This is a genomic window from Agrilactobacillus fermenti (assembly GCF_021030645.1).
GTDB classification, from domain to species: domain Bacteria; phylum Bacillota; class Bacilli; order Lactobacillales; family Lactobacillaceae; genus Agrilactobacillus; species Agrilactobacillus fermenti.
The window spans coordinates 1-23,140 of the sequence record NZ_JACGCJ010000008.1 but is presented as its reverse complement, the minus strand read 5'-3'; the positions used below and the strand labels follow the sequence as shown (position 1 = coordinate 23,140).

Here is a 23,140-nt window from a genome sequence, read left to right as displayed (position 1 = left end):
ATCTACACCGCCCTTTATTCCTTAACTCGTTTATCCTTGGATCCAGCCTTATGATCAGTAGGTATACTAGCTTCCGGCTTATAGCTTTTAACCGTATCAGGAATTTCAAAGACAATCCCCAAGTTTGGTAATTTCAATGTATCCGTAATAAAGGCGGTATCCTTAACCGTCTTATCAAAATACTCTCGCAGAAAAGCTAATAAAACACCTAAAATCACACCAATAATTAAGCCAACACCGATATTTTCTTTTATTGCTGGCGAAACTGGGTTCGTATTCGGTGTCGCACGAGAAATAATTGTTACATTGTTAACGCGCATAATTTTATTAATTTTATGCCGAAAAACAGTCACTGTTTCATTGGCAATATCAGAGGCCAGATAAGGATTCGCAGAAGTAACATTTACAGAAAACACCTGTGAGTCTCTTTTACTGGACACGTTGATCATAGATCCCAGTTCACCCGCACTACCATGAAAATCATTTTTCTTATGTAAATTAGTAGCTACGTCATTCAAAATAATTGGGTTGGTAATAATATCCTTATAAGTACTGATCATTTGAATATCAGCTTGAGCCTGGTTCAATTGAGCATTGGCGTCATCACTATATTTCCGATTAACAAGCACTTCTGAAGAAGCAATATACTTTGGTGTAATCAAAAAGTGCGTTCCCAATCCTGCAATGAGCCCACCTAACAGGGTAAAAATAACGATTATTTTTATGCGTTTCCTAAGGATGCCTAATATTTGTTCTACATTGATCACTGTGTCTATCATGCTGCCTAAGATACCTCACTTCTATGAATTCTATTTTTTCGTCGTACTTCACTGATCACAATGCAACCCAAACCAAACGCCAAACTGATGAGTCCACTAATGATAAAGATCCAGACAAATGTATGTAAATAAGTGGTCACTAAGCGATACAGCCCTTTAGTACCGATGCCTAAGCGGTCGATCACTTGACTGCCCAATAGCATGTATGGCGCAATGATCAGCATTAGCCCATTGCCCGTCAGACAATAAGATAGATAACGCCACATGCGGTGAGCCAGTTTGACTTGTTTCTTTAACACAGAACCTAACACCAAGCAAAGAAGTAATGTTCCTAATAAACCAAGTAATACATACTGCTTAATGGCTTGAACATTTTTTCCAATTTGAATGAGGTAAGGGACCTGAACACTTTGGGCATATTGATCTACGGATTTATTGACATACTGTTCAACAGCATGTCTTGTTGTTTGATTCAGTGGCAAATGCTTCATACGGGCATAAGCATAAACTTGAGTGCGTAACTGTTTTTTAATATGGGTGGCCTCTAATTTAATACCCGCACCTGCATAAGCACGATCGATGAACGTATTAATGTCCTGTTGAACATTATACTTGCTGGGCACACTTTTGAGAACCTTTTTCGGAATACCTGAGCCAGCACCTAAATTTGAGATGTTTTGATGGGCTTCTGATGTTACAGCTGACACATAACCAGAATGAACTACTTGTTGATGCATAAATTTAGGATTGAGCAAGGTAAATTGAACGATAGTCAGGACACTAAATGTGAATAAAAAGAACGTCAAGACGAAGGCTAAGATTCCCTCCCCTAGATGTCGTAAGGTTCGCTGCATTTTTTAACGCCGCCTACATTTTAATGATTGGTCCAGATTGCAAAGAACCATAGACCACTAACCGATCTGGCGTCAAACCTACCATATTGATCGGATAACATGTATACAAAATTAGTTTCGGCTGCCGACCACTTAAGTCAAAGGCCTGCGCATCATTGTATTTAGCCACTAACTTTTTAGTAACGCCATAAGTATATACGCCATAACTGGTCCGAACCACGATCTGTTGGCCAACTTGCACCTGATTTAGGTTGTGCATCGCCGTGACATTATGTCCAGCAACCAAAGTCGTACCACGTTCGCCGGGAAAGCGACTGCCATTATACATACCCACGCCCTTGGCTAATTGCTGCTCACCATCGCCAAAGTACAGGGGTTGTTCTAGCCCAACCGCTGGAATCGTCAGTTGGCCAAACTGATCCCCATAAGTAGGTAACTTTAGGTGATCCATTTTTAACGTTTGCTGCTGATTTGCTGTGACCAATTTTAAGGACTTCGTGGTTTTTTCAGCACTAAATTTAGGCGGTCGATCCAATGTGATCAGATGCACCGTATTATGTACGAAATCCAAAATTGGTCTAGCCGCTAAGAAGAACACGCCATAACCAATAACTAAAAACAGTAATGGCATATAGAAATAAGCCATTATCCTTTTAGCATGTTGCATTAAGCATCAACTCGCTGATTCTTTCTAATTAACCCGTAACCCAATCCGGCAACAGCCAAAATGGCTAAGAAACTAATTATAGAAATAAGATAGTCATTGCCCGTTTGTTTGACAATAGTGCCCGTGCCGTTACTGCCATTGGGAGATGCTGGTTGGTAGACCACATTACCCGCACGATCAGTTAATGTCGGCATTAAACTACCATCAGTTCCGTTAGTCCCGTTAACACCATTGGCACCAGTTTCTCCGGCAACGCCATTAGTCCCATTCTTACCATTCGTGCCATTACTACCGTTAGTGCCATCAGCACCAGGTGTGCCATTGGCTGCATTACCAGCGGTATCATTTGGAGTATCCGCACCTGTACCCGTAGTATCATTACTACTATTGCCCGCGGTACCTTGGTTGAACATTACGGATAAGCCTAATGCTCGGGCTGCTTTATAGACAATGTTACGGATCTGCGTCTTTTGATCAGCACTCAGTTTTTCAACAGCTTGCGTATAAGTTCTAGCATCGGGTGCTGCACTTTCAACAATGCCACGTACTTCGTTGATCGCATTATTGGCAATGTTAGCTTGATCTTGCGTTACTGTGGTTTTACCACTGTTCACGTAATTTCTAACTTGGTTCAAATCAGAATCATTGACCTTCAACTTACCACCATTCGCACCATTTTCTAAATTCTTGATAATCGACTGGCCCGCGCTATTACTGGCTGCCGATACTTGCCCATTCAGTAACCCAAAACTAATGCAAGCAACTACCGCCAGCACAAAACCCATCATAAATCTCTTCATATTCCATCCTCCCATATTTATAGACTTATAACTAATAATAGCAAAATAAGAAATTTAAATACACCAGATATGAAAAAGAATCCTATTTCAATTTAGAACTAGGATTCTTGAGTCGCATGATTTCTATTTAATTTAACTGATTTGATGCACTTTCAGCTTCAGCGGCTCTACGCCTATTGCCTGCCAAGCATTAATAATCGCCTCATAAGCTTTCTGCGTCTGGTCTACTAGGGCAATACCACAATCGCCCCCACCAGCACCAGATGTTTTAGCCGCGCCCTGATGTGTCTCGGCAATATCACACATCTGTTTCAAAAGCCGAGTTTCAATAGCCACATGACTCATCTTACCTAGTTGCTGTAATATTTGTCGATTCGCTCTAATTTGCTGCTGAATCAAACCAAGGTCATTCGTTTCGAACCCGACAATTAACTGTTCCACACAACGCTTTGAATTTGTAAGAAACTGTTGGTAAAGTTCTGGTTTTGAAGCTGTCGCAACTGTGATTTTATCGACCAACCGTGAAGTAGAGGCTGGCGACCCCGTCCAACCAATTAAGAGCTTTAAATTCGCTGGCGGTGTCAACATTTTAACGGACAGTCCCGGCCAATCCATCTTTAGCAAAGCCGTTAATGTTGCTTCGTTACGCTTGATCCGCAACCAATCTTGATTAAAGGAACGATAAGCGATCCAACCACCATAAACACTGGCAGCGATATCACCCAGCGAGCCATTGCCTTGTACATCCAAATGAGCGATAGCCGCTAATTTATAAATTGCATCTTTGTCTAAATTTAGCTGATAGAACTGGCTGATTGCTTTGATTGTCCCCACTGTAACTGCGGCGGAACTACCCAAACCATATTTTCGACCGTCTTGAGCATCTAATTCAGAATTAATTTTTAAATTAAAAATCTTTAGGGTCTTGCCCATTTCTAAAGCATATTGCTCCGTGATTCGAATGGCTGAAAGAATATAATGAAAAGGATTGTCACGATTATCAAATACCATCTCGTCCCCATCGCGCCGCCACAGTAGGGAGTTCTCTTGATATTGCTTTGATTCGATACTGCCAACTTCGCGGCTTTCTGCGATCGTTACAGTCACAAATTGATCCAACGCAACGATCACTGCGGGATACCCTGGTTCTACCACTGCATATTCACCGGCAATATAAAGTTTGCCTGGCGCTTGGATTGTAATCAAACAAAAACCTTCTTCAAAGAATTAATGACTTAATCAAACACCATCATATTCTATCAATTTTAATGATTACCATGCAACTTTTATTCAAGAGCGCGAGAAAGGGTGGTCAGCGACTGAGCACTAACAAGAATGGCGATAAATGGTGTACTTCCCATTTGAGACATTTGATGTTAGGTGAAGTCGTTAAGTCGTTACCCTTACGAGCGCGTTTAGAGCGTGAGTGAAGTTGTTTAGCTTTGGAGCACTAACCCGAATTGTGCCGATGAAGTGCTAGCTTCAGCAAACAATTAGGGTTAGGTGACAAAGTTAGCTTTACGAGCGCGTTTAGAGCGCGAGTGGGTCCGATTTATTCCGGAGCAGCAACCTAGATTTACGTAATGGGTAAATTTTTCCACACAAAAAGGACCAAAACAAAATGCAGCTTGTTTCAATCCTCTCAATCAAATTTAGACAATACTTTTAAATTCTAAAGTGGCCAACGTCCCTTTTTGAACATCGTACTTAAGTTTGCATCTTCAAATAAAGATTTATCAACGACGGCGCGCTTCAAGACTTTAGCCATGAAACCCTTATATTTGCGTTGCTTAGCGCCAACTTGGGCAATGCCGTCTGCCCCACCTAAAGAAGCAACTGTACCGATCGACTCATAGGTAAAGGGTTCCAAAGCACCGCCTTGAATAGCAGAAGCAATATTTTTAGCGGCTAAGTTACCTTCCCGAGTAGAAATCTGTGCCGTTGTTGGATAAGGTCGATTGCTGCTTGGATCCATTGCTGCAGAAACATCACCAACAATAAAGACTTCCGGATGTTCCTTTAAATTCAATTTATCCGTTACAACGACTCGGTTCCGTCTTTGTTCAAAGCCAGATTCAGCAATCACGTCACTCCCAGAAACACCGACAGTCCAAATAATCGTGTTACCGTAGACCCGCTTTTCACTTTCACCATCGCCATAAACCACTGCATTTGGTTCGATTTTCGTGATCTTAGTCCCCGTCATCATATTGATGCCGTGATCTTGTAAGTATTCCATCGCATAATTAGCTAGTGACTCATCAAACATTGGTAAAATCCGTGTTGCCATTTCCATAGAAGTCACTTGAATATCTGGCGTATTATATTTTGCTTGTAATTTTGGCACTGTGTGTGTCAATTCACCAAGCAACTCGATGCCAGTAAAACCGGCACCAGCCACAATAATACTCAAATCTTTGCGATCTTGCGATTTCGCATAGTTAGCCACATGTGCCTCGATCGTTTCAAAGATCTTTTCAGCTGAAGGAATATCTTCCAATGGCAATGCATTTTCATCTGCACCAGGTAGACCAAAACTTTCTGAACGGAACCCTAATGCAACAACCACATAATCATAGGCTATGGTATCATGATCCACAAAATCAACTGTTTTAGCATCAACATTGACCTTTTTGACTTCAGCTTGAACAAAATTCACAGACTTAGGTAAAATGCTGCGAATATCAAACGTAATTTTATCGGCTGGCATCGTTCCAGCAGCCACTTCGTGCAATTGTGTTTTTTCGGCATGGATCGTATTCTTATCTACCAACGTGATCGTTGTATTTTGGGGTGCAAACTTGCTCAACGTCTTGGCAGCCCGAATACCAGCATACCCCGCACCTAAAATTAATACATCAGTCATTTTATTACACATCCTAGTTCTTAATTTTATTCCTTACTTAATTATAGCAATTAAGCTTATTTTCACAAAGTATCAGCTCATAAAGCGTACCAAATTACCTGTTAATTTCAAAGTAAAATGGTCTATAATGAGAGTATTTTAATGGAAAGAAGGCCGATCATGGCATACATTGGTATCATAATTTTAATTTTAACGACAACCACGCTCTTAGCCCAGCTAGCTCAGCGTATCAACGTACCGAGCGTGATCGGTCAATTATTAGCCGGGATTCTCCTCGGTCCCGCAGTTTTAAATTTGATTCAGCCAACTAATTTAATTCAGACCTTTGCTGAAATCGGCGTGATCATTTTAATGTTTGTCGCCGGCTTAGAGAGCGACTTACAGCAATTATTCAAATTTTTAAAACCTGCCTTATCAGTTGCCATCATTGGAGTGATTTTTCCCGTTGTTTTGATGGGTTTAGCCAATCACTTTTTTGGTTTCACAGCAAAAGAATCATTACTAGTGGGCGTTGTTTTTTCAGCTACTTCTGTCAGTATTTCCGTTGATGTTTTGAAAGAGTACAAGGCGCTCAATACCAATGAAGGTGCAACAATCTTGGGTGCGGCCGTTGCCGATGATATTATCGGTGTTCTCTTATTAAGTATGACCATTGCCATTATGGGCGGTGCTGGAAAAAATGCTGATCAACCGCTCTGGTTTATTTTATTACTTAGCTTAGCTTTTTTTGTCGGTGTTGTATGCCTTGTCCGCTATTTAGCGCCATTACTGATGACTTTGAGTCTGCGCATGAGTGTGAATTCCGCCCCGATCATTACCGCTTTAATTATTTGCCTGGGAACGGCTTTCTTAGCTCAAATTGTTGGTTTAAGTGATGTGATCGGTGCCTTTTTTGCTGGCGTCGCCGTTGCCCAAACTGATGCTAAAAAAGAAATTGATGCTAAAATTGAACCTATTGGTTATGGACTATTCATCCCCTTCTTTTTTGTAAGTATTGGCCTCAATATGCAGCTTGACTTAACCTGGAAAACCGGGCTTTATATTATCTTATTGACTATATTAGCTATCCTAACCAAACTCTACGGCTGTGGCTTAGGCGCACATCTAACTGGCTTTGACCATAATAGCAGTTTAATGATCGGAGCCGGTATGATTTCGCGCGGGGAAATGGCTTTGATCACGGCGCAAATCGGCCAACAGGCACACTTAATTCCTGAAGCTTATTATTCCGCATTGATCATCGTGATCTTATTAACCACCCTGATCTCACCCATGGTTATTAAACACTATCTTAACTTAAAAGAGTGTGACAAAAGGCGATTAACGACCGAGCACTAACAAGAATCACGATAAATGGTGGTTTTGCCATTTGAGGGATTCGTCGTTAGGTGAGGGCGTTGCCTTTGGAACACGTTTAAGAAATAGATGACAAAAGGCGGTTAACGACCGAGCACTAACAAAGAGGTATAAAAAAATCCTTGATTATCATTTCAAGGATTTTTTTATATAATTTATAATTTACTTTTGATCCCACACGTTATATAAAATGTTGGTTTGTTCGCGGTCAGGGCCAACAGAGAAAGTGGCAACGGGAACACCTACCAACTCTTCGATACGTTTGACATAGTTACGCGCATTTTCTGGCAAATCAGCTAATGTTTTAGCACCAGTGATATCTTCATCCCAACCCGGTAATTCTTCATAGATTGGTTTGCATTGTGCTAATTCTTTCAAACTAGCTGGATAATGATAAATCTCTTCACCATTACGCTCATAGGCTTTACAAATTTTAACTGTTTTGAGTCCTGTTAAAACATCGATCGAATTCAAACATAGATCTGTAATACCAGCCACACGCTTAGAATGCCGTAAAACGACAGTATCAAACCAGCCAATTCGCCGAGGCCGCTTAGTCACAGTCCCATACTCATGTCCAGCATCACGGATATAATCGCCCTCTGCATTCAACTGTTCTGTTGGGAAGGGTCCATCACCAACACGAGAAGTGTAAGCTTTGGCAACGCCAACGACACGATCAATTTTAGAAGCGCCAACACCACTACCAATAGTTACCCCACCGGCAGGATTGGAAGATGTTACAAATGGATATGTCCCTTGGTCAATATCTAACATGACACCTTGAGCACCTTCAAACAAAACATTTTGCTGTTTGTCAATGGCATCGTTTAGTACAACCGATGTATCTGTCACATAAGACTTGATTTGTTGCCCATAGTCATAATATTCCTCTAAGATTTCGTCATAGTCTAATGGCTCGGCATCATACATTTTAACGAACTCTTTATTTTTTTCGGCCACATTGAATTTTAAGCGTTCTGCAAAAATCTCTTTATCCAATAAGTCCGCGATTCGAATGCCAACTCGAGCTGCTTTGTCCATATAAGCTGGTCCAATGCCGCGGTTCGTGGTCCCAATCTTTTGGTCACCCTTACTAGCCTCTTGTAAACGATCCAATTCAATATGATATGGCAAAATCACATGGGCACGATCAGAAATACGTAAATTTTTACCTTCAATACCCTGTTGTTTCAAACGTGCAAGTTCTTCGACGATGGATTTAGGATTCACGACTACACCATTACCAATGACGCTCAGCTTATCTGAGTACAAAATACCTGAAGGGATCAACCGCAATTTATAAGTTTGACCCTCAGATTTAATGGTATGCCCAGCGTTATCGCCACCTTGATAGCGCGCGATTACATTAGCGTCTTCACTTAAGAAATCCGTGATCTTCCCTTTACCCTCATCGCCCCATTGTGTTCCTACCACAACAACAGATGTCATATGTACACCTCATTTAGATTTTAGATAGATAATTGACACATACAAAGTATATTCTACCAACTTTTACAACACAAATAAAGCAGAGCGTGACAAAGGGTGGTCAGCTTCGGAGCACTAACGGAAATCGCGCAGACATGGCGATAGCCATTCCAGAGATTTAACGTTAGGTGACGAAGTTACCCTTTGGAACGCGTTTAAATCCAGAGTGCGAGTATCATCGGGTAGTTTTCGAGCATCAACCTAGAATGATACAGTGGGTGCATTTCCCACAAATCATTCGTAGTTGTGGGATGAAATTGGTCCACGAGCGCATTTAAAGCGCGAGTGAAGCTGGTCAGCTTTGGAGCTCTAACCCGAATGACACAAAAAACCGATCAACCGCTAAATCCTGACAAGAAACATTAGGTAAAAGCGCTGATCGCTCCATATTTTATTCATTATGATGCCTGAACTCGGCCTCTAACAAATAACTATTCAAATAATCAAAAGCAATTTCTAAACAATCTTCTAAACGGATGGTCACTGTACTAGGTGCCGGCTGCTCAGTACGTTCATCTAATAGCTGTAACTCAAATTGAGTCCCATCAAACTGACTAGGATAACCCAAGTAACTATTTTCAGCATCACCGTGATAACGAATCCGAATAAGATGGCCCTTGGTTTGCGCATAATAAATAATATTTGACCACAGTAACGCCTCGTGAATTGGCCAGGGCTGTTTTAAAACCGGCTGAACCAGCAAGCCTCTTTTTTTATTGGCCTGCTCATAAAAACCAATGGTATGAATATAATCCGAAACAGCTGAGATCTCCGCGATTTCAGAGAGACGGATCAGGACATAACCACCAAATTGGCCGGTCATATCAAGTAGCGATAATAAAACACTATCTTCTAGAAGCCGCGTCACATAACCTACAAAAAAATTGTTTGTAACATCTTTGGGCTGCATTGAAATTAAAATAGCATCTTGACGTGCTTTTTCCAAAAATGTAGGTAGGAGTTCACTAGTCTTAATACGAATCAAATTTTGGTGTTGCGGTTTTTGCGCATATAACTGCCGCCCCAGATATAAATCTAAACCACCAAATTCAACCACATCGATCGTGATGGTATCCATCGTGATAGCTTTAGACTTTGCATAGTTGAAACGATTAAAATAATCGAATTTTAACGTATCTCCTAGGCTCTGGATCACACCTTCGTAATAATCATCTTCATCAGCTAAAGCCAGCAAGATCAATTGCTTTTCCTGATAGGCCAAAGCTAGCACTTGGTCCAGTAAAGGCACATAGGGATCAAAGTTCAAATGTCGGTGCAAGAAGCTTGGTTGCAACAAATGCTCTTGCGCCACGGTTTTAATTCGAAAAGCCATACTGCTCAGATCTGGACTATCTGATTCAACTTCAGCAATTGCCCGTAATTGAATAAAAACAAAGCCATCCTTAATGCCATTTTCATTTACTGTGGCTAAGACAACCCCATTTTCGTCTAAAGCGACAACCGTCCCAGTATAAAAATCATCACTTTCCAATTGGTAAATATTGATCAAATCTAAGGTTTCTTTGGCTTGAGCCAATTCTGAAAAGATATCTGACATGATTGCCTCCCTTATCGATAATTTTAAGATCAAGCAGGTTCTTGACCATAAGCAATTGACGAAAACTTATTATAGGACTTAATGAACAATAATTTAACCGTGCCACGAGCGCCACTACGGTTCTTTTCAATAATAACTTCCACTTCACCCACATCTTGATCTTCGTCGCTTACCGGCTCAGAAGCTTGAGTATAACTATTGTCATCACTATCTTCTTCACTATCGCGGTAATAGTCTTCCCGATATAAAAACGCAACAATATCGGCATCCTGTTCAATAGAACCGGATTCACGAATATCTGATAATACCGGCCGTTTGTCCTGGCGCTGTTCTACACCACGGGATAGCTGGGATAACGCAATGACAGGAACATGCAGCTCCTTAGCCAATTTCTTGAGCTGCCGTGAAATCGCCGAAACTTCCTGTTGCCGGTTTTCTTGGCCGCTGCCTTCGATCAACTGTAAATAATCGATCACGATCAAACCCAGATTGCCCTTTTCTTTAGCTAAGCGCCGACACTTCGCCCGTATCTCAGCCATTTTAACTCCGGGCGTATCGTCGATATAGATCGATGCTTTAGATAAACTTCCCATGGCAACGATCAGGTTATTCCATTCTTCATCATTCAACTGACCGGTTCGTAAATGGTTCGATTCGATACTGCCCTCGGCACACAGCATTCGATTGACCAGCTGTTCTGCCCCCATTTCCAGACTAAAAAGTGCAATGGTGTTATCCGTTTTAGTCCCAATATTTTGGGCAATATTCAAGGCAAAAGCAGTTTTCCCCACACCTGGACGAGCAGCCAAAATAATTAATTCATCCTCATGCAGGCCCGCAGTAATCTTATCCAATTCCCGATAGCCTGTTGGTAGGCCGGTAATATCATCATTATTTTGGGAAAGATTATCGATATTTTTTAAAGATTCTTGCAAAACATCACTGATCGACTGAAACCCAGTATTACCCCGTTGCTCAGAAACCGCCAAAATATCACGTTCAGCGTCGTCTAGTAACGTGGTAACGTCGTCTTCGTTCTCATAACCCTTACTGACGATTTTAGTCGCCACATTGATCAATTGCCGCGTCATCGCTTTTTCTTTCACGATTTTCGCATAGTAAGTCACATTAGCTGCGGTGGGCACAGCAATCGCCAATTCAGCTAAATAGCTAATACCACCAATATCTTCCAATTGATTTTTACCATCTAAAATATTTTTGATAGTTACTGTATCAATAGCTTCGTTCCGATCATTCAGATCAATCATAGCTTGAAAGATCAATTGGTGAGCTTTCTTATAAAAATCTTCTGGTTCTAAATATTCCATTGCTTCAACTAAAGCATCACTGCTTAAGAAAACTGCACCTAAGACAGACTGTTCTGCTTCGTTATCTTGGGGTGGTACCCGATCATATAGTGCATTATCCATGGATAAAAATTTCTCCTACTAAGTAAAACATAAAGGGTCTTAAATATCTTTTTATTTTATACCAACTGTCTCAAAAATGATATTTTTGAAGTTCTTGGATCTCTTATCAAAAAAACGACTTATTTTCGGCCTCTAATTTATTTACACGAAATTCTGTGGCAAAAAACATCACCCTTTATCACGCAAAATTTTTGTGCATTGGTGCAGCTTGCTTGAACACTTCAATGATAAAAGTAAATATTAATAAAAAATTTTATTTCATATACCAATGTTCATTTTGGTAAAAATAAGATTATACTAAATATTAGAATATCGTTTTTTGTTTCAGTCATTGCGCATCAGGGAGAGAAGGCAAATCATGACTCAAACTTCAAAACATCGTACGTTTATTATCTTATTTTTATTGCTTTTACTCGCGTTGGCCATAGGCGGAACCAATGATCATGATAAGGTCCAAGCACAGACACCCACTAAGATCAGTACCGCTTATTTGGCCCAACAAGTCGTTCAACAAAACAATGGCTTGAATGCTTCCCAACGGCAAGCAACTTTGCTCAAAAAGATTGATCAGGCAGCTAGTTCGAATAACTTGACGATCTTGACTAATTATTTATCTGGTTGGTATGACATCCAGCAGAATTTAAATTCTACCCCCTTACAACCAGAATTTAAGAAAGCAGCTATTCCTTTCGTGGCCTTACTAATGGTAATAGGCATGCAGCAGCTTCAAAAACAGCAGACCGATGCCTATACAAACTTTGCTGCCGTTAATAATTTCAGTAAGTTAAAATTAGCAACAGGTCCCAGTAATATGACCTACGCCTCAGATAACAACAATAAAGTTAATTATGATTATTCAAAATCTTCCGGGGTCACAACTTGGAATGATGTCAATTATGGCGCGGAATATTTACCTAAAAGCGGCTTAAAAGCTTCGAGTAAATATCCAGGTTCTGAACCCAACAGTGTTGATTACAGCGAACCCGTCGATCCTACGACTGGCTATGCCCCTGTCTACTTAAACACAGTTCGCACAATGAAACATGTGCCTGAAGAGAAATCATACTTACCCTATACATGGATTCAGGACGGCGATAATGCCTATGACCGGCTATCTCGGATGCATATCTTATATGCCACTGGGGTAGACTTGGGTCCCCTAAATATCGGGGATGGTGAATTTAGAACCGGTTATACCCGGGGCACGAATGCCAACTCACCTTATCGGGGCGGTCGAATCATCATGTCGGGTTTCCTACCATTAACAGCCAATATTAGCTTGGGTCGCGCACTTTCGTATTCAGATTTTAACCGCGGCAATTATGGCTCCATGGTTCAACTCCAATTACCGGTAGGGGTAGATGCAGCAGCCTTCCTAAAATGTGGTGATTGGAACTCGACTGGCTCCTCTTCGACTTTTTTACCAAGTCATTCGGCTATTACCAACGTTCCAATTATTGGACCAGTTGTTCAGGCAATTTATTCTGGTATTAACCAACTCCTAGGTGGCTTGCATCTTGGGGTTTTCTCGTTCCCACTACAAATGTATCCTCAATATGCTGCCGTGGATGCTGAAGACCCAAGAGAAATTTACATTCCAATTGGTGGTACGAGTATCGGGGATTCTATCAACGCAGCGAATGTTCGCTGGATGCCTTCAGATGATACTTTAAATGGCATCGGCAATATTATTAATAGCATTGAAGGGTTTTTAAAAAAGTATAGTGGCGTCCCACTTGTTGGTAAAGTTCTCGATTTCGTTCAGAATGCCTTAAATATTTTAAACAATGCGCTAAAGGTCGGGGGTAAAACTTTGGCCGCTGCTTGGCAAGGATTTTGGGATGCAGCTTTAGCTGTTGTCTTGCCCTCATCCTTCATACTCGGCTTTAACTTGGCAGGGATTGTTTCTGGACATGGCTGGTTTGATTTATCACGTTACACCGGTAATTGGAGTACGGCTGAGATCAACGCCAATAAGACCTACTTCAAAGACAAGACCCTAAAGGCAGAATATCTTAAGGCGGCTGATGACTCGCCCAACAAGGTTTTAACCCGGGGTACTTTACCGCCAAATACTGGTAATCATTGGAATCAATACTATAACGCCTATATGCAGTCAGATATGCTGGCGCCCAATGCAACGTCCTGGTTAGATAATTCCAATGGTTGGTATTACGCCCAAGTTAGAAAAGGGGCCACAGGTCATAAAGTTCCCGTTAAAAAGAATAATGACCTCTACACTTGGAGTTCTTACTTCTCACCGATCGATCAAAATCATGACCCCCGCGATAATGGCATCTATGATCCAACCAAATCATTTAATCTCAAAGACCAAGTCTTCGATGGCTCTAATCCCGATGATACCGAGGAATTTCCCGAAATTACCCAAGTCGGCACACCTAATAGTGACAATGCTTTAAAGTGGACATTCGCACCGATTCCAAGTACAACGCCTGCTTATATGAAGGCGCTGACTGGTCCGAATTTCTCTGATCGGCGGGTCGATATGGACTACGATGCTAAGCAGACACCATTTATAGCCATTGATGGCTGGCATTCCAGCGGCACCATTGGTCAAGGGACGGTTTTACCAGACAGTCAAAATCAGTCTAGATTTTTCCGGGTCATTGATTATTTCCAAAAGGCAGATATTACAAACGATACAGGTACAATGCTACTGCCATTAACGGCGCAAAATCCAGATAATGATGGCTTCGTTCAACCTAAAGAATTTGATGCCTTTATGAATACCCACTTTAATCGTGATGTCAAAGTCTTTTACAATGGTCAGGCCCGCTCAGATGATGACTTTTCAAAGGGCACTAATAATGCGGCAACCGTTCAAAATGGGAACGTGATCAACGGCAGTTACATTACTGTAAAGCAGAAGGTTGCAACGCCGACGATCAAATGGACAAATACACCTGCTGTTGGCGGTACTAAAGCGACCACTAATTTCCGTGGTTTGATTTATTCACCTCATGCTTGGCAAGCACGGTTACAATACCGCATCACTGCCAGCGGGGATGTTCCTGGCTCTTGGCAGGCGTTTCCGGCTACGAATAGTCTCAATAGTCAATTTGCTTATGGTCAAACGAGTGATAAATGGCATAATATGAAGCAAGAAACAGTTTCTAATTATGATGCCACTGGCTATATCAATGAAAAGGGCAGTAGTACGGCTCAGCCAGCCACCAAGTCGCAACAAACATTTCTTTGGAGTGATCAGTTGGATAACCCAATTCCAGATGGCACTATGGCGCAAAGTGATGCCCCTTTGGGTAGTGACTTGAACACTAATCGGACCAAACACTCAATTGAATGGCGATTACCTCTAAACTGGGCCAATGCCGGCCAATATCAGGTCGAAGTTCGCGCAATTGACAACTTTGGTGATGCTTCTAATGTTTTAAGTAATACGATTTCTATTGGAAGCAATTCTAAAGTTACCCTTAGAGATAAAGCCATCGTTGGTGGTCATGGCAGTACTCAATATGCCGATCTTCAACTTAACAATGGTCAGCCGCTAGATCGTAGTACCAGTCCTGTTTTTGTTGGCGATCACGGTGATAATACAGATCCTCAATTAGATCCCGATAAATATGAGTTGGCAAATGATCAACGCTTTGCGACACAATACAAACAATTGAAACAGGATTTCCATCTTGAATATATCAAGATTCATGCCAATAGTTCTGATGTGCTTAATAACCCCAACTTCAAAGCTATTTTCAAAGATGGGACGACAATCAGTGATTCCGCACTGCAAGACAAACAGATCAATGTTGATCAATTCAGCAAATCTGGTGACTTAACCCTCAATCTACCAAAGAGTGACTATGTTTTAACTTACTACTACACACCAGTAACTTTAAGTTTAAGCACGCCTAAACAGATTGACTTTGGTTTACGAGCCTTACCAGGAACAGGTCGCTATGTATACGCACCTCGAGACAAACCAACCCAGGATCCCTTGGCGGTCAAGTCCCAGCCCTATGATGACAATACTTGGAGTTTAGGTGCTAAGATCGATCAGTCATTCAAACCTGCTTCAAACACGACGCCTATCCAAAATAGTAATGTCCTCTCACTAACCTACAGTAATTTAAATAAAGTAGGAAATAGTGCGGTTCAACTCTATACTTTCCTTGATAGCAGCGTTCAAGATTTCTTCACGCCACAAACCGCAGCAGCCGCCGACTATACTAAGTCTACCAGTGGCACAGGTGACAATACCGTCTACACCTACGACTTGTCTAGTAAATGGTATACTTCTCCGACAAGGCGCGGTTCCGATGAAGACCAAGCTAGAAATCAGCCGGGCCCGCTCCTGTTTACTTATGATCCAACTAGTACACTTAAATCAACTAAGTACGAAGGCTCCATGGATTGGATCTTAACTAACGCGATTCAATGACCCTTAAAGCTCTGCTCAATAAAAACACACGCAAGCATTAAGTTCAGACTTATCTTGCGTGTGTTTTTTATATTTAATCCTAAACTAACCTAACTTCAAATAGGCTGTGGTCGACTATTATTTTTGCTCAGTGATATGCACACGTATCTTAGCTTCCACACCAGGAAAAAGCTTGACTGGCACATTGGTATACCCTAAGGAACGAATTGGCTCAGGTAAGTCAATTTTGCGTTTATCAACATGCATGCCATATTGTTTTTCCAGCGCTTGAGCGATTTGTTTACTTGGCACGGAACCAAATAAGCGCCCATCTTCACCTGCTTTAGATTGCAACTGAACCACGGTTTTATCAGCTTCAAGTCTCGCTTTAAAATCCTGTGCTTCAGCTAGTTCTTCCGCTTTTTGCTTCTCTTCAGCGTGTTGCTTGCCCTTCAATTCACTCATTGCTTGAGCTGTCGCAGCCTTTGCTTTACCGCGTTTAATCAAGAAATTTTGGGCATAGCCATCAGGTACCTCTTTAACTTCACCACGTTTACCTTTTCCCCGTACATCTTCTAGGAAAATGACTTTCATATGAAGACCTCCTTAACGAGATTGGGACAAACCTAATATTTTGTTCCCGCTCGTTTATTTTAAACGTGTGCCAAAAGGCAACGCCCTCACCTAACTGCGGATCACACCAAATGGCAAGTCCACCATTTGGTGTGATTCTCGTTAGTGCTCGGTCGCTAACCGCCTTTTGTCTCACTCTCCGCTCGTTTTTATTATATCAATTTTCAGATTCATCTTGGTGCAAAATATCAATTAATTGTTGACGCACATCAGCAATAGAACTCTCAGCAATCTGAGTCGCTGCATTGGATAAATGTCCGCCGCCGCCCATTTTTTCCATGATTACTTGGACATTGAATTCACCGTTACTTCTTGCGGAAATACCAATTTTACCATCAGGCCGGACAACAATCACAAAAGAAGCTTCAATACCAGATAGTGATAATAATGTATCCGCTGCTTGAGCCGCAGTAACGGGATCATAGGTCTGATTCTCTTCCCCCACACACAAAGCAATATTAGGCTCGATCATTTCTACTGTATCAATCAAGTGGTTCCGTTGAATGAAATCATTCACATTTTCTTTCAGCAAGTTTTGTACCATGACACCATCGGCACCCACCGAACGCAAATAACTAGCTGCATCAAATGTCCGTGTACCTGTACGCAGCGAGAACGACTTGGTATCGACTGTGATTCCAGCCAACATCGCAGTCGCTTCAAGTTTATTGATCGAAGGCATATTCTGAGGCTGGTATTCAAACATCTCTGTAATCAGTTCACAGGTAGATGAGGCATAGGGTTCAATATAGACCAACATCGGATTTTCGGGAAACTCTTGGCCTCGGCGATGATGATCGATAATAATGGTTCGTGCCTGCAGCTGCTCATAAAGCTCTGGACTAATAGAAATCGACGGCTTGGAATGATCCACCATGATCAGCAAACTATGATCAGTCGTCATCGTCAGCGCATCTTCTGGAGATACCAAGCTTTGTTCGATCTCAGGGAAGTCAGCCATATCACTTAGCAGCCGCTTCACATCCGTATGCACATTGGCTGGATTGACCACGATATGACACAGCTTATCATTCATCTGGGCGATTCGACGAATGCCCATGGCTGCACCCATAGCATCCATGTCTGGTGCGGCATGCCCCATCACAAAAATCTGATCCGCCTGTCGGAAAATATCTTGGATCGCCTGGGCAATCATTCGTGCCCGCACCCGGGTCCGTTTTTCCATTGGGTTGGTCTTCCCACCATAGAATCGGGCATCTTCATTAGGCGATTTGACAACAACTTGGTCCCCGCCACGCCCCAGAGCCAGGTCCAAATTATTTTGAGCCGTATTTGCCAAAGTCGCTAAATCTTGATCTCCATAAGCAATTCCTAAACTTAAAGTTACAGGATAATTTTTTTGCGACGTTTCTTGGCGAATATCATCTAAAAAGTTAAATTTATCAGCTTCCATTTCCCGTAAAGATTTTGCGTAGGTGATCAAAATATAATGGTCATCATCGACACGCTTTAAGAATGCCTGAAACTCATTAGCCCAGCTAGTTAATTTATTCGTGACATAATTATTCAAATTGGCAATTTCTTGATCATCCATCGACTGAGTTACTTCATCGTAGTTGTCGACGAAAATCTGTCCAATGACGATCTGTTCATCTTGATAGCGATCTTCAATTTTAGCATAGCGGGTAATATCCAATAAATAGACCACCCCTAAGCTCTTTTGACTGATGATTTCAAACTGGTTATCGCCCCAATGAACAATTTGAACCTCTTCAGAAGTTTCGCTAGTCTGAACGATTTTACCCAGTTCTTCATCAACTTCTGAAATGGTTCGGCCTAAAATTTCAGCATCACCCAAATATTGTTGAATATAGGGATTAGCCCATTGAATACGCTCGTTTTCATCATATAGCAGGATACCAATAGGCATCTTGATCAATGCTTCCTGTTCCCCGCGTTTGATCCGATAAGACAAATTTGAAACATACTCATTGGTCCGTTTATTGACCCGCAAACTGCCGAAGTAGATAGCCCCAAAAAGAACCACAAATAGACCTAACAAAAGTAGGCCGAGTAATAGACTTTTAATCAGTGTTAGCACGGTCGCAATAACCGCCACTGCCAATATAATTATACCCATGATCTTAACATCGCGATCCCTAAAAATACCAGGGATCTCAAACTTTGAAGCGAATTTCTTCATATCAAACTCCAATTTCTAGTGATTTTCCGCGTATTTTTACGAAAAAATATTAAGAAACAATTAATGGACATATTTTAGCATAAAGTACTCGATAGGTGAAACGCCACCATTACAGCCAGAACATAAATAGCGTCAAAAAAACGTGCGATAAAAGGCATTAAGCAAGGGCATTTTGGATCCCTTTAAGCCTAAAAATGACTGAGACAAAACTTGAATTCTGCCTCAGTCATAAAAATGCTAATCTTACTTTATTCTGTTTGCTTAATTGACACCCTTGAATTCATCATAAACTAGTGCCGTCTCCGCCGTTTTGTCCGTGCACCAAAGCTTAGCACAATAATCACTAGCAACAATAATACAGCTAAAAGAATATACCAAATCATGTTGCCGTTTCTTGCCGGCGTTTGTGGTTGATTCAGCTTATGCACTTGATTATCAGAAATTGTAAAGTTCCGTTTTAAGCGCCACGTATAGTCGCCAGCCTTTGCATTTACTAAAGCGGTATAATTACCAGCCGTCAGCTTGGATTTTGGCGCATCAATATTAAAATTAAAGTTTGTATTTGGTGCCATTTGATAATTGCTGACTTTGCGCTTCAAAATGACCTGCTGCTGTCCGAGTTTTTTGATTTGTGCATTCAAACTAAGTTTACCAAATAATATCGGCTGACTATTCTGAATATTCAATTGGATCGTTGCATTCCCATTTTGAATAGCCGGTTTAACAGTCCTTAAATTAAGCTTAGGCGCAACTTTTTTACTCGGATCTTGACTTAATTGCACGCCAACAACCATTGCAAATTTGGAATTAATCCCGAATTGTGATTTGTTTTGATTACTAGAACTTGTCTGATCCAGTGCATAAATAGCCCCTAATATTTGACCTTTAAACCCATTTTGAGGTATTTGATACTCAAAAGTTACTTCTCGGCTGGTTTTAGGTGCAACACTAACGGTGACTTGCTTCGAAAATAATTCTGGCAAAATATACGTTGCCGATGAATCTTTCTTTTTATTACTCGGACTATAATTGATCTGTCCTTGATCCGTAGTCGTTGCAGCCGTTGGTTTCACTAAAATCTTCTTGGTTTTCGTAGCACTCAAATTTTGCACCAATACGGCTAACTGTCCCCTTTGTCCAGGCGTCACTTTCAATGAAAAATAGCCTAAATGCTGATCGACTTGATTCTCTGGATAGACCGGTGCAATAGTGTAACCAGCACCCTTATCTGCCGCCTGCGTTTCTGAAACTAACCCAAAAAAACTGAATAATAAAATAAATATAAGGTAGAAATATCGTTGCTTTTTCATTTAGATCACCTCTACCTAAATGTAAAACGTTTTCTAAAGATATACAACTTTAAACCTCTTTAAATCGATCCTTTTTCATTTATTTAGGCGTGATTACATATACAACCTTGGGATAAAAGACCAAGTTAATTGGCAATGTCATCGCTGCATCTCCATCAATTCTGACCCGAATCTGGGTATCATCATCTACCGTAAACTTCAATTGATCGGCTGTGAAAACAGTTGTCCCCTTCATCTCTTTCAAACGGCCAGTAAAAAGATAGTAAATATAGGCGGGAATCTTTGTAAAAGCAAAATTGTGGAGCATCATTATTTTGAAATTAGATGTATCTTTAGCTAAATACTGATAGCCAGCAATATAGTTACTCGTCGTAATCAAACAAGTCCAAATCTTGTAATGCATTGTTTGATTATTTCGAGTTAAAGCTATGCGATAGGCATGCTGACTCAATAAGCCTTTAAGCCCCTTCATCACGTAAATAAATTTACCAAAGCGTCGTTTTTCTTCTTGACGGACATTATTAGAAATATCTGCTAATGTCCCAAAAACCAACGAACTAACAACTGCCTGTTCATTGCACTGACCCAGATCTACCTGACGAGTTTTTCCGGTGATCAAGGTATGAATCGCATCGTCAATATCCTGAGGAATGCCTAACGCCTTTGTAAAATTATTAACTGTGCCCCCAGGAATAATGCCAACTTTAATCTTGGTCTTTGTTTTTAAAATTGCTGTCATTGCTAAATTGATACTGCCATCACCGCCAATACAAATTAGCGCAGCTGCCTCTGGAATCGCACGTTCTAATTGTTGTAAGGCATCGTCAGCATCTTGACCAACTACAAATACAACATTAATTTTCTGTTGTTCTAAAGCCGCCTTAACTTTCTGTGCAATTACTTTAATCTCAGTGTTACCAGCATTAGGATTATAAAAAACCAAATAGGTCATTATCAATCACCTCCATCGTGAACTAAAATGCAGTGATTCTTTGTGGGGATAGACTTCAAAAAAGATAACAGGAGTTGTAAAATTAACCTAACTAACTATCTTAGGGAATGGACGTTAAAAATGACAAAAACAAAACCAGCTCTAGATTTAAAAATCCGCAATAATCTATTTTTCATCCCATTTATACTCTATTTTATCTATAATTTCCTGCAAACCACAACTTTTGTAGATTCAATGCCTGTTTTAGACACGCAATTATTAGTTTTATTTGGTTTCTGTGTTGGGGCTAAAGCAATTATTTTTGATCACTATACCAAGCAGTCTGCTATTTTTGCCATTTTATTTTTTGTTGTCTCTGTAATTGTATTTTTTGCTTCACACTATGCACTAACTATTTTTATTTGTTTGGGTATTATCGGTGCACGTCAAATTGACTTTCATAAAATTTTAAAATGGATCTTGATAACTAGTGCGGCCTTAATGATTATCGCTTTTTTAGCTTCTATGTTTGGTTTGATTCCTGATCTAACTTACAGTCGAACGGGTGCCAACGGTAAATTACTACATTCCTTTGGGATTATTTATCGGACTGACTTTGCCGCTCATCTATTCTATCTAGCGGCCGGGTACACTTACTACAAAAAAGGTAAATTAAAAGTTTATGACTACCTGGCATTTATAATTGCCACTGGCGTCATCTATTATTTCACTGATACTAGAACCGATGCGGCTTTGATGGTATTGCTCATCATTGGTGCCGCGTTATTACAATTTAAAGTGACGCGCAAAATCATGAATAAGCTGCTTTCTATTAGCTGGCTAGCAATTCCCATTCTAGCAATTTTGATAAATGTCTTGACTTATTTATCACACCCGAATAGCAAATTTTTTGACACTGCCAACCGCCTACTTTCTGGACGTTTAGTTTACGGTAAAATTGGCTTTACCAATTATGGCTTATCCCCTTTTGGTAAGTATATCCCCATGCAAGGTTGGGGGACTGTAAAGGGTTATGAAGCAGCTCGCGGTAACGGCACAATTAATTATTTCGTCTTAGATTCCTCTTACGTGCGCATGCTGTTATGTTACGGTATAGTTCTTTTCGTCATTATTTTACTGCTCTATACTTGGAAGACACGGGCATTTCTAAAACAACAACATTATCTATTTGGCTTTATCATGTTACTCATCGCCCTCAGCAGTTTTGTGGATCAGCATTTTTATGAATTCACTTATAACTTCTTACTCTTCACCCCATTTGCCTATTTACCACAATTAAAGGGCGCACTTAATCCCGAACTTGAAACATCTGCAGTATCAGCTGAAACTGCCCCTGATCCTACAAATGAACCAACTGCTGAAACACCAACCCAAACAGATACAAATTCACCAGAACCATTACAGTCTTTACCATCTGATATTAAATTCAAAGCCGATTCTTATTTCAAAACGATCAATCGAGATGACTTGAAAAAAGCGGAACAATCGAAAAATAAGACAGCAGACGATGCGCCAGATCCAAAAGAAGATCATTCTAAGTAAATATCCATAATACAACTTTAATGTAATCAAATAGTGGCTGAGACAAAACTAACGTTTTGTTTTCAGCCACTTGTTAATTACGAATATTTATTGCTTAAACGTGTTCCAAAAGGCAACGCCCTCACTCAACGACGAATGACTCAAATGGAAAGTCCACCATTTCTCGTAATTCTCGTTGGTGCTCAGGCGCTGGCCGCCTTTTGTCTCACTCTATTCCTACGATTAGTCAAGTGTTAATTCCAACTAAATCATCTGTTAATGAATCAATGTCTATTGTATAAGGTTTGCGTCACTTGAGTATGCTTCACCCCCATGGGGGTGAAATTAGGGTAACTCAAATAC

General features: G+C 40.8%; 16 protein-coding genes. 3 read left to right on the top strand and 13 right to left on the bottom strand.

The genetic code is table 11. The annotated features are described in order from the left end of the window. Positions 1-14: 14 nt before the first annotated feature. The 6 genes from FHQ08_RS03965 to FHQ08_RS03940 form a co-directional block, all read right to left on the bottom strand. Complete coding sequence (locus tag FHQ08_RS03965; protein WP_230913101.1) at positions 15-779, bottom strand: YveK family protein; 765 nt, start codon at positions 777-779, stop codon at positions 15-17. A 5-nt stretch (positions 780-784) separates the two neighbouring features. Continuing rightward, on the bottom strand, positions 785-1,633 hold the full coding sequence (locus FHQ08_RS03960; RefSeq protein ID WP_230913100.1) for a hypothetical protein: 849 nt from the start codon (positions 1,631-1,633) through the stop codon (positions 785-787). Between the two features lie 13 nt (positions 1,634-1,646). Beyond that, a complete protein-coding gene (locus tag FHQ08_RS03955) occupies positions 1,647-2,279 on the bottom strand; it encodes a class D sortase (protein WP_230913099.1) in 633 nt (210 codons plus the stop codon). A gap of 20 nt (positions 2,280-2,299) precedes the next feature. Further along, on the bottom strand, positions 2,300-3,100 hold the full coding sequence (locus tag FHQ08_RS03950) for a collagen-like triple helix repeat-containing protein (protein WP_230913098.1): 801 nt from the start codon (positions 3,098-3,100) through the stop codon (positions 2,300-2,302). Between the two features lie 132 nt (positions 3,101-3,232). Further along, entirely contained in the window at positions 3,233-4,306 is a 1,074-nt protein-coding gene (locus FHQ08_RS03945) for a phosphomevalonate kinase (protein ID WP_230913097.1), read from the bottom strand. A gap of 466 nt (positions 4,307-4,772) precedes the next feature. Continuing rightward, positions 4,773-5,966: an NAD(P)/FAD-dependent oxidoreductase gene (locus tag FHQ08_RS03940; protein ID WP_230913096.1), complete on the bottom strand. Its 1,194-nt coding sequence runs from the start codon at positions 5,964-5,966 to the stop codon at positions 4,773-4,775. Between the two features lie 159 nt (positions 5,967-6,125). Between FHQ08_RS03940 and FHQ08_RS03935 the strand changes: the two genes are divergently transcribed. Then, positions 6,126-7,304, top strand: coding sequence for a cation:proton antiporter (locus FHQ08_RS03935; protein WP_230913095.1), 1,179 nt, complete (start codon positions 6,126-6,128; stop codon positions 7,302-7,304). A 180-nt stretch (positions 7,305-7,484) separates the two neighbouring features. Here the strand turns inward: FHQ08_RS03935 and FHQ08_RS03930 are convergent, their stop codons facing one another. From FHQ08_RS03930 to dnaB, 3 genes are all read right to left on the bottom strand, one after another. After that, positions 7,485-8,774 carry an adenylosuccinate synthase gene (locus tag FHQ08_RS03930; protein WP_230913094.1) on the bottom strand — a complete coding sequence of 430 codons (1,290 nt, stop codon included), beginning with the start codon at positions 8,772-8,774 and terminating at the stop codon, positions 7,485-7,487. Between the two features lie 430 nt (positions 8,775-9,204). Continuing rightward, complete coding sequence (locus tag FHQ08_RS03925) at positions 9,205-10,371, bottom strand: hypothetical protein (RefSeq protein WP_230913093.1); 1,167 nt, start codon at positions 10,369-10,371, stop codon at positions 9,205-9,207. A 29-nt stretch (positions 10,372-10,400) separates the two neighbouring features. Beyond that, the gene (gene dnaB / locus FHQ08_RS03920) at positions 10,401-11,801 is read right to left on the bottom strand and encodes a replicative DNA helicase (RefSeq protein ID WP_230913092.1); all 1,401 of its coding nucleotides are present in this window, start codon (positions 11,799-11,801) and stop codon (positions 10,401-10,403) included. 358 nt (positions 11,802-12,159) lie between these two features. Between dnaB and FHQ08_RS03915 the strand changes: the two genes are divergently transcribed. After that, positions 12,160-16,218 (top strand): hypothetical protein, encoded by a 4,059-nt coding sequence (locus FHQ08_RS03915; protein ID WP_230913091.1) that lies wholly within the window; start codon positions 12,160-12,162, stop codon positions 16,216-16,218. Between the two features lie 117 nt (positions 16,219-16,335). On the opposite strand, the gene rplI is transcribed toward FHQ08_RS03915, so the two are convergent. The 4 genes from rplI to FHQ08_RS03895 form a co-directional block, all read right to left on the bottom strand. Next, positions 16,336-16,791, bottom strand: coding sequence for a 50S ribosomal protein L9 (gene rplI, locus FHQ08_RS03910; protein WP_230913090.1), 456 nt, complete (start codon positions 16,789-16,791; stop codon positions 16,336-16,338). Positions 16,792-16,987: 196 nt separating this feature from the next. After that, positions 16,988-18,994: a DHH family phosphoesterase gene (locus FHQ08_RS03905; protein ID WP_230913089.1), complete on the bottom strand. Its 2,007-nt coding sequence runs from the start codon at positions 18,992-18,994 to the stop codon at positions 16,988-16,990. A 290-nt stretch (positions 18,995-19,284) separates the two neighbouring features. Beyond that, positions 19,285-20,304, bottom strand: a complete 1,020-nt coding sequence (locus FHQ08_RS03900) for a DUF916 and DUF3324 domain-containing protein (RefSeq protein WP_230913088.1) — start codon at positions 20,302-20,304, stop codon at positions 19,285-19,287. A gap of 79 nt (positions 20,305-20,383) precedes the next feature. Further along, positions 20,384-21,256, bottom strand: coding sequence for a diacylglycerol/lipid kinase family protein (locus FHQ08_RS03895; RefSeq protein WP_230913087.1), 873 nt, complete (start codon positions 21,254-21,256; stop codon positions 20,384-20,386). A 120-nt stretch (positions 21,257-21,376) separates the two neighbouring features. Here FHQ08_RS03895 and FHQ08_RS03890 point away from each other — a divergent pair, with 120 nt between their 5' ends. After that, on the top strand, positions 21,377-22,798 hold the full coding sequence (locus tag FHQ08_RS03890) for an O-antigen ligase family protein (protein WP_230913086.1): 1,422 nt from the start codon (positions 21,377-21,379) through the stop codon (positions 22,796-22,798). Positions 22,799-23,140 lie beyond the last annotated feature (342 nt).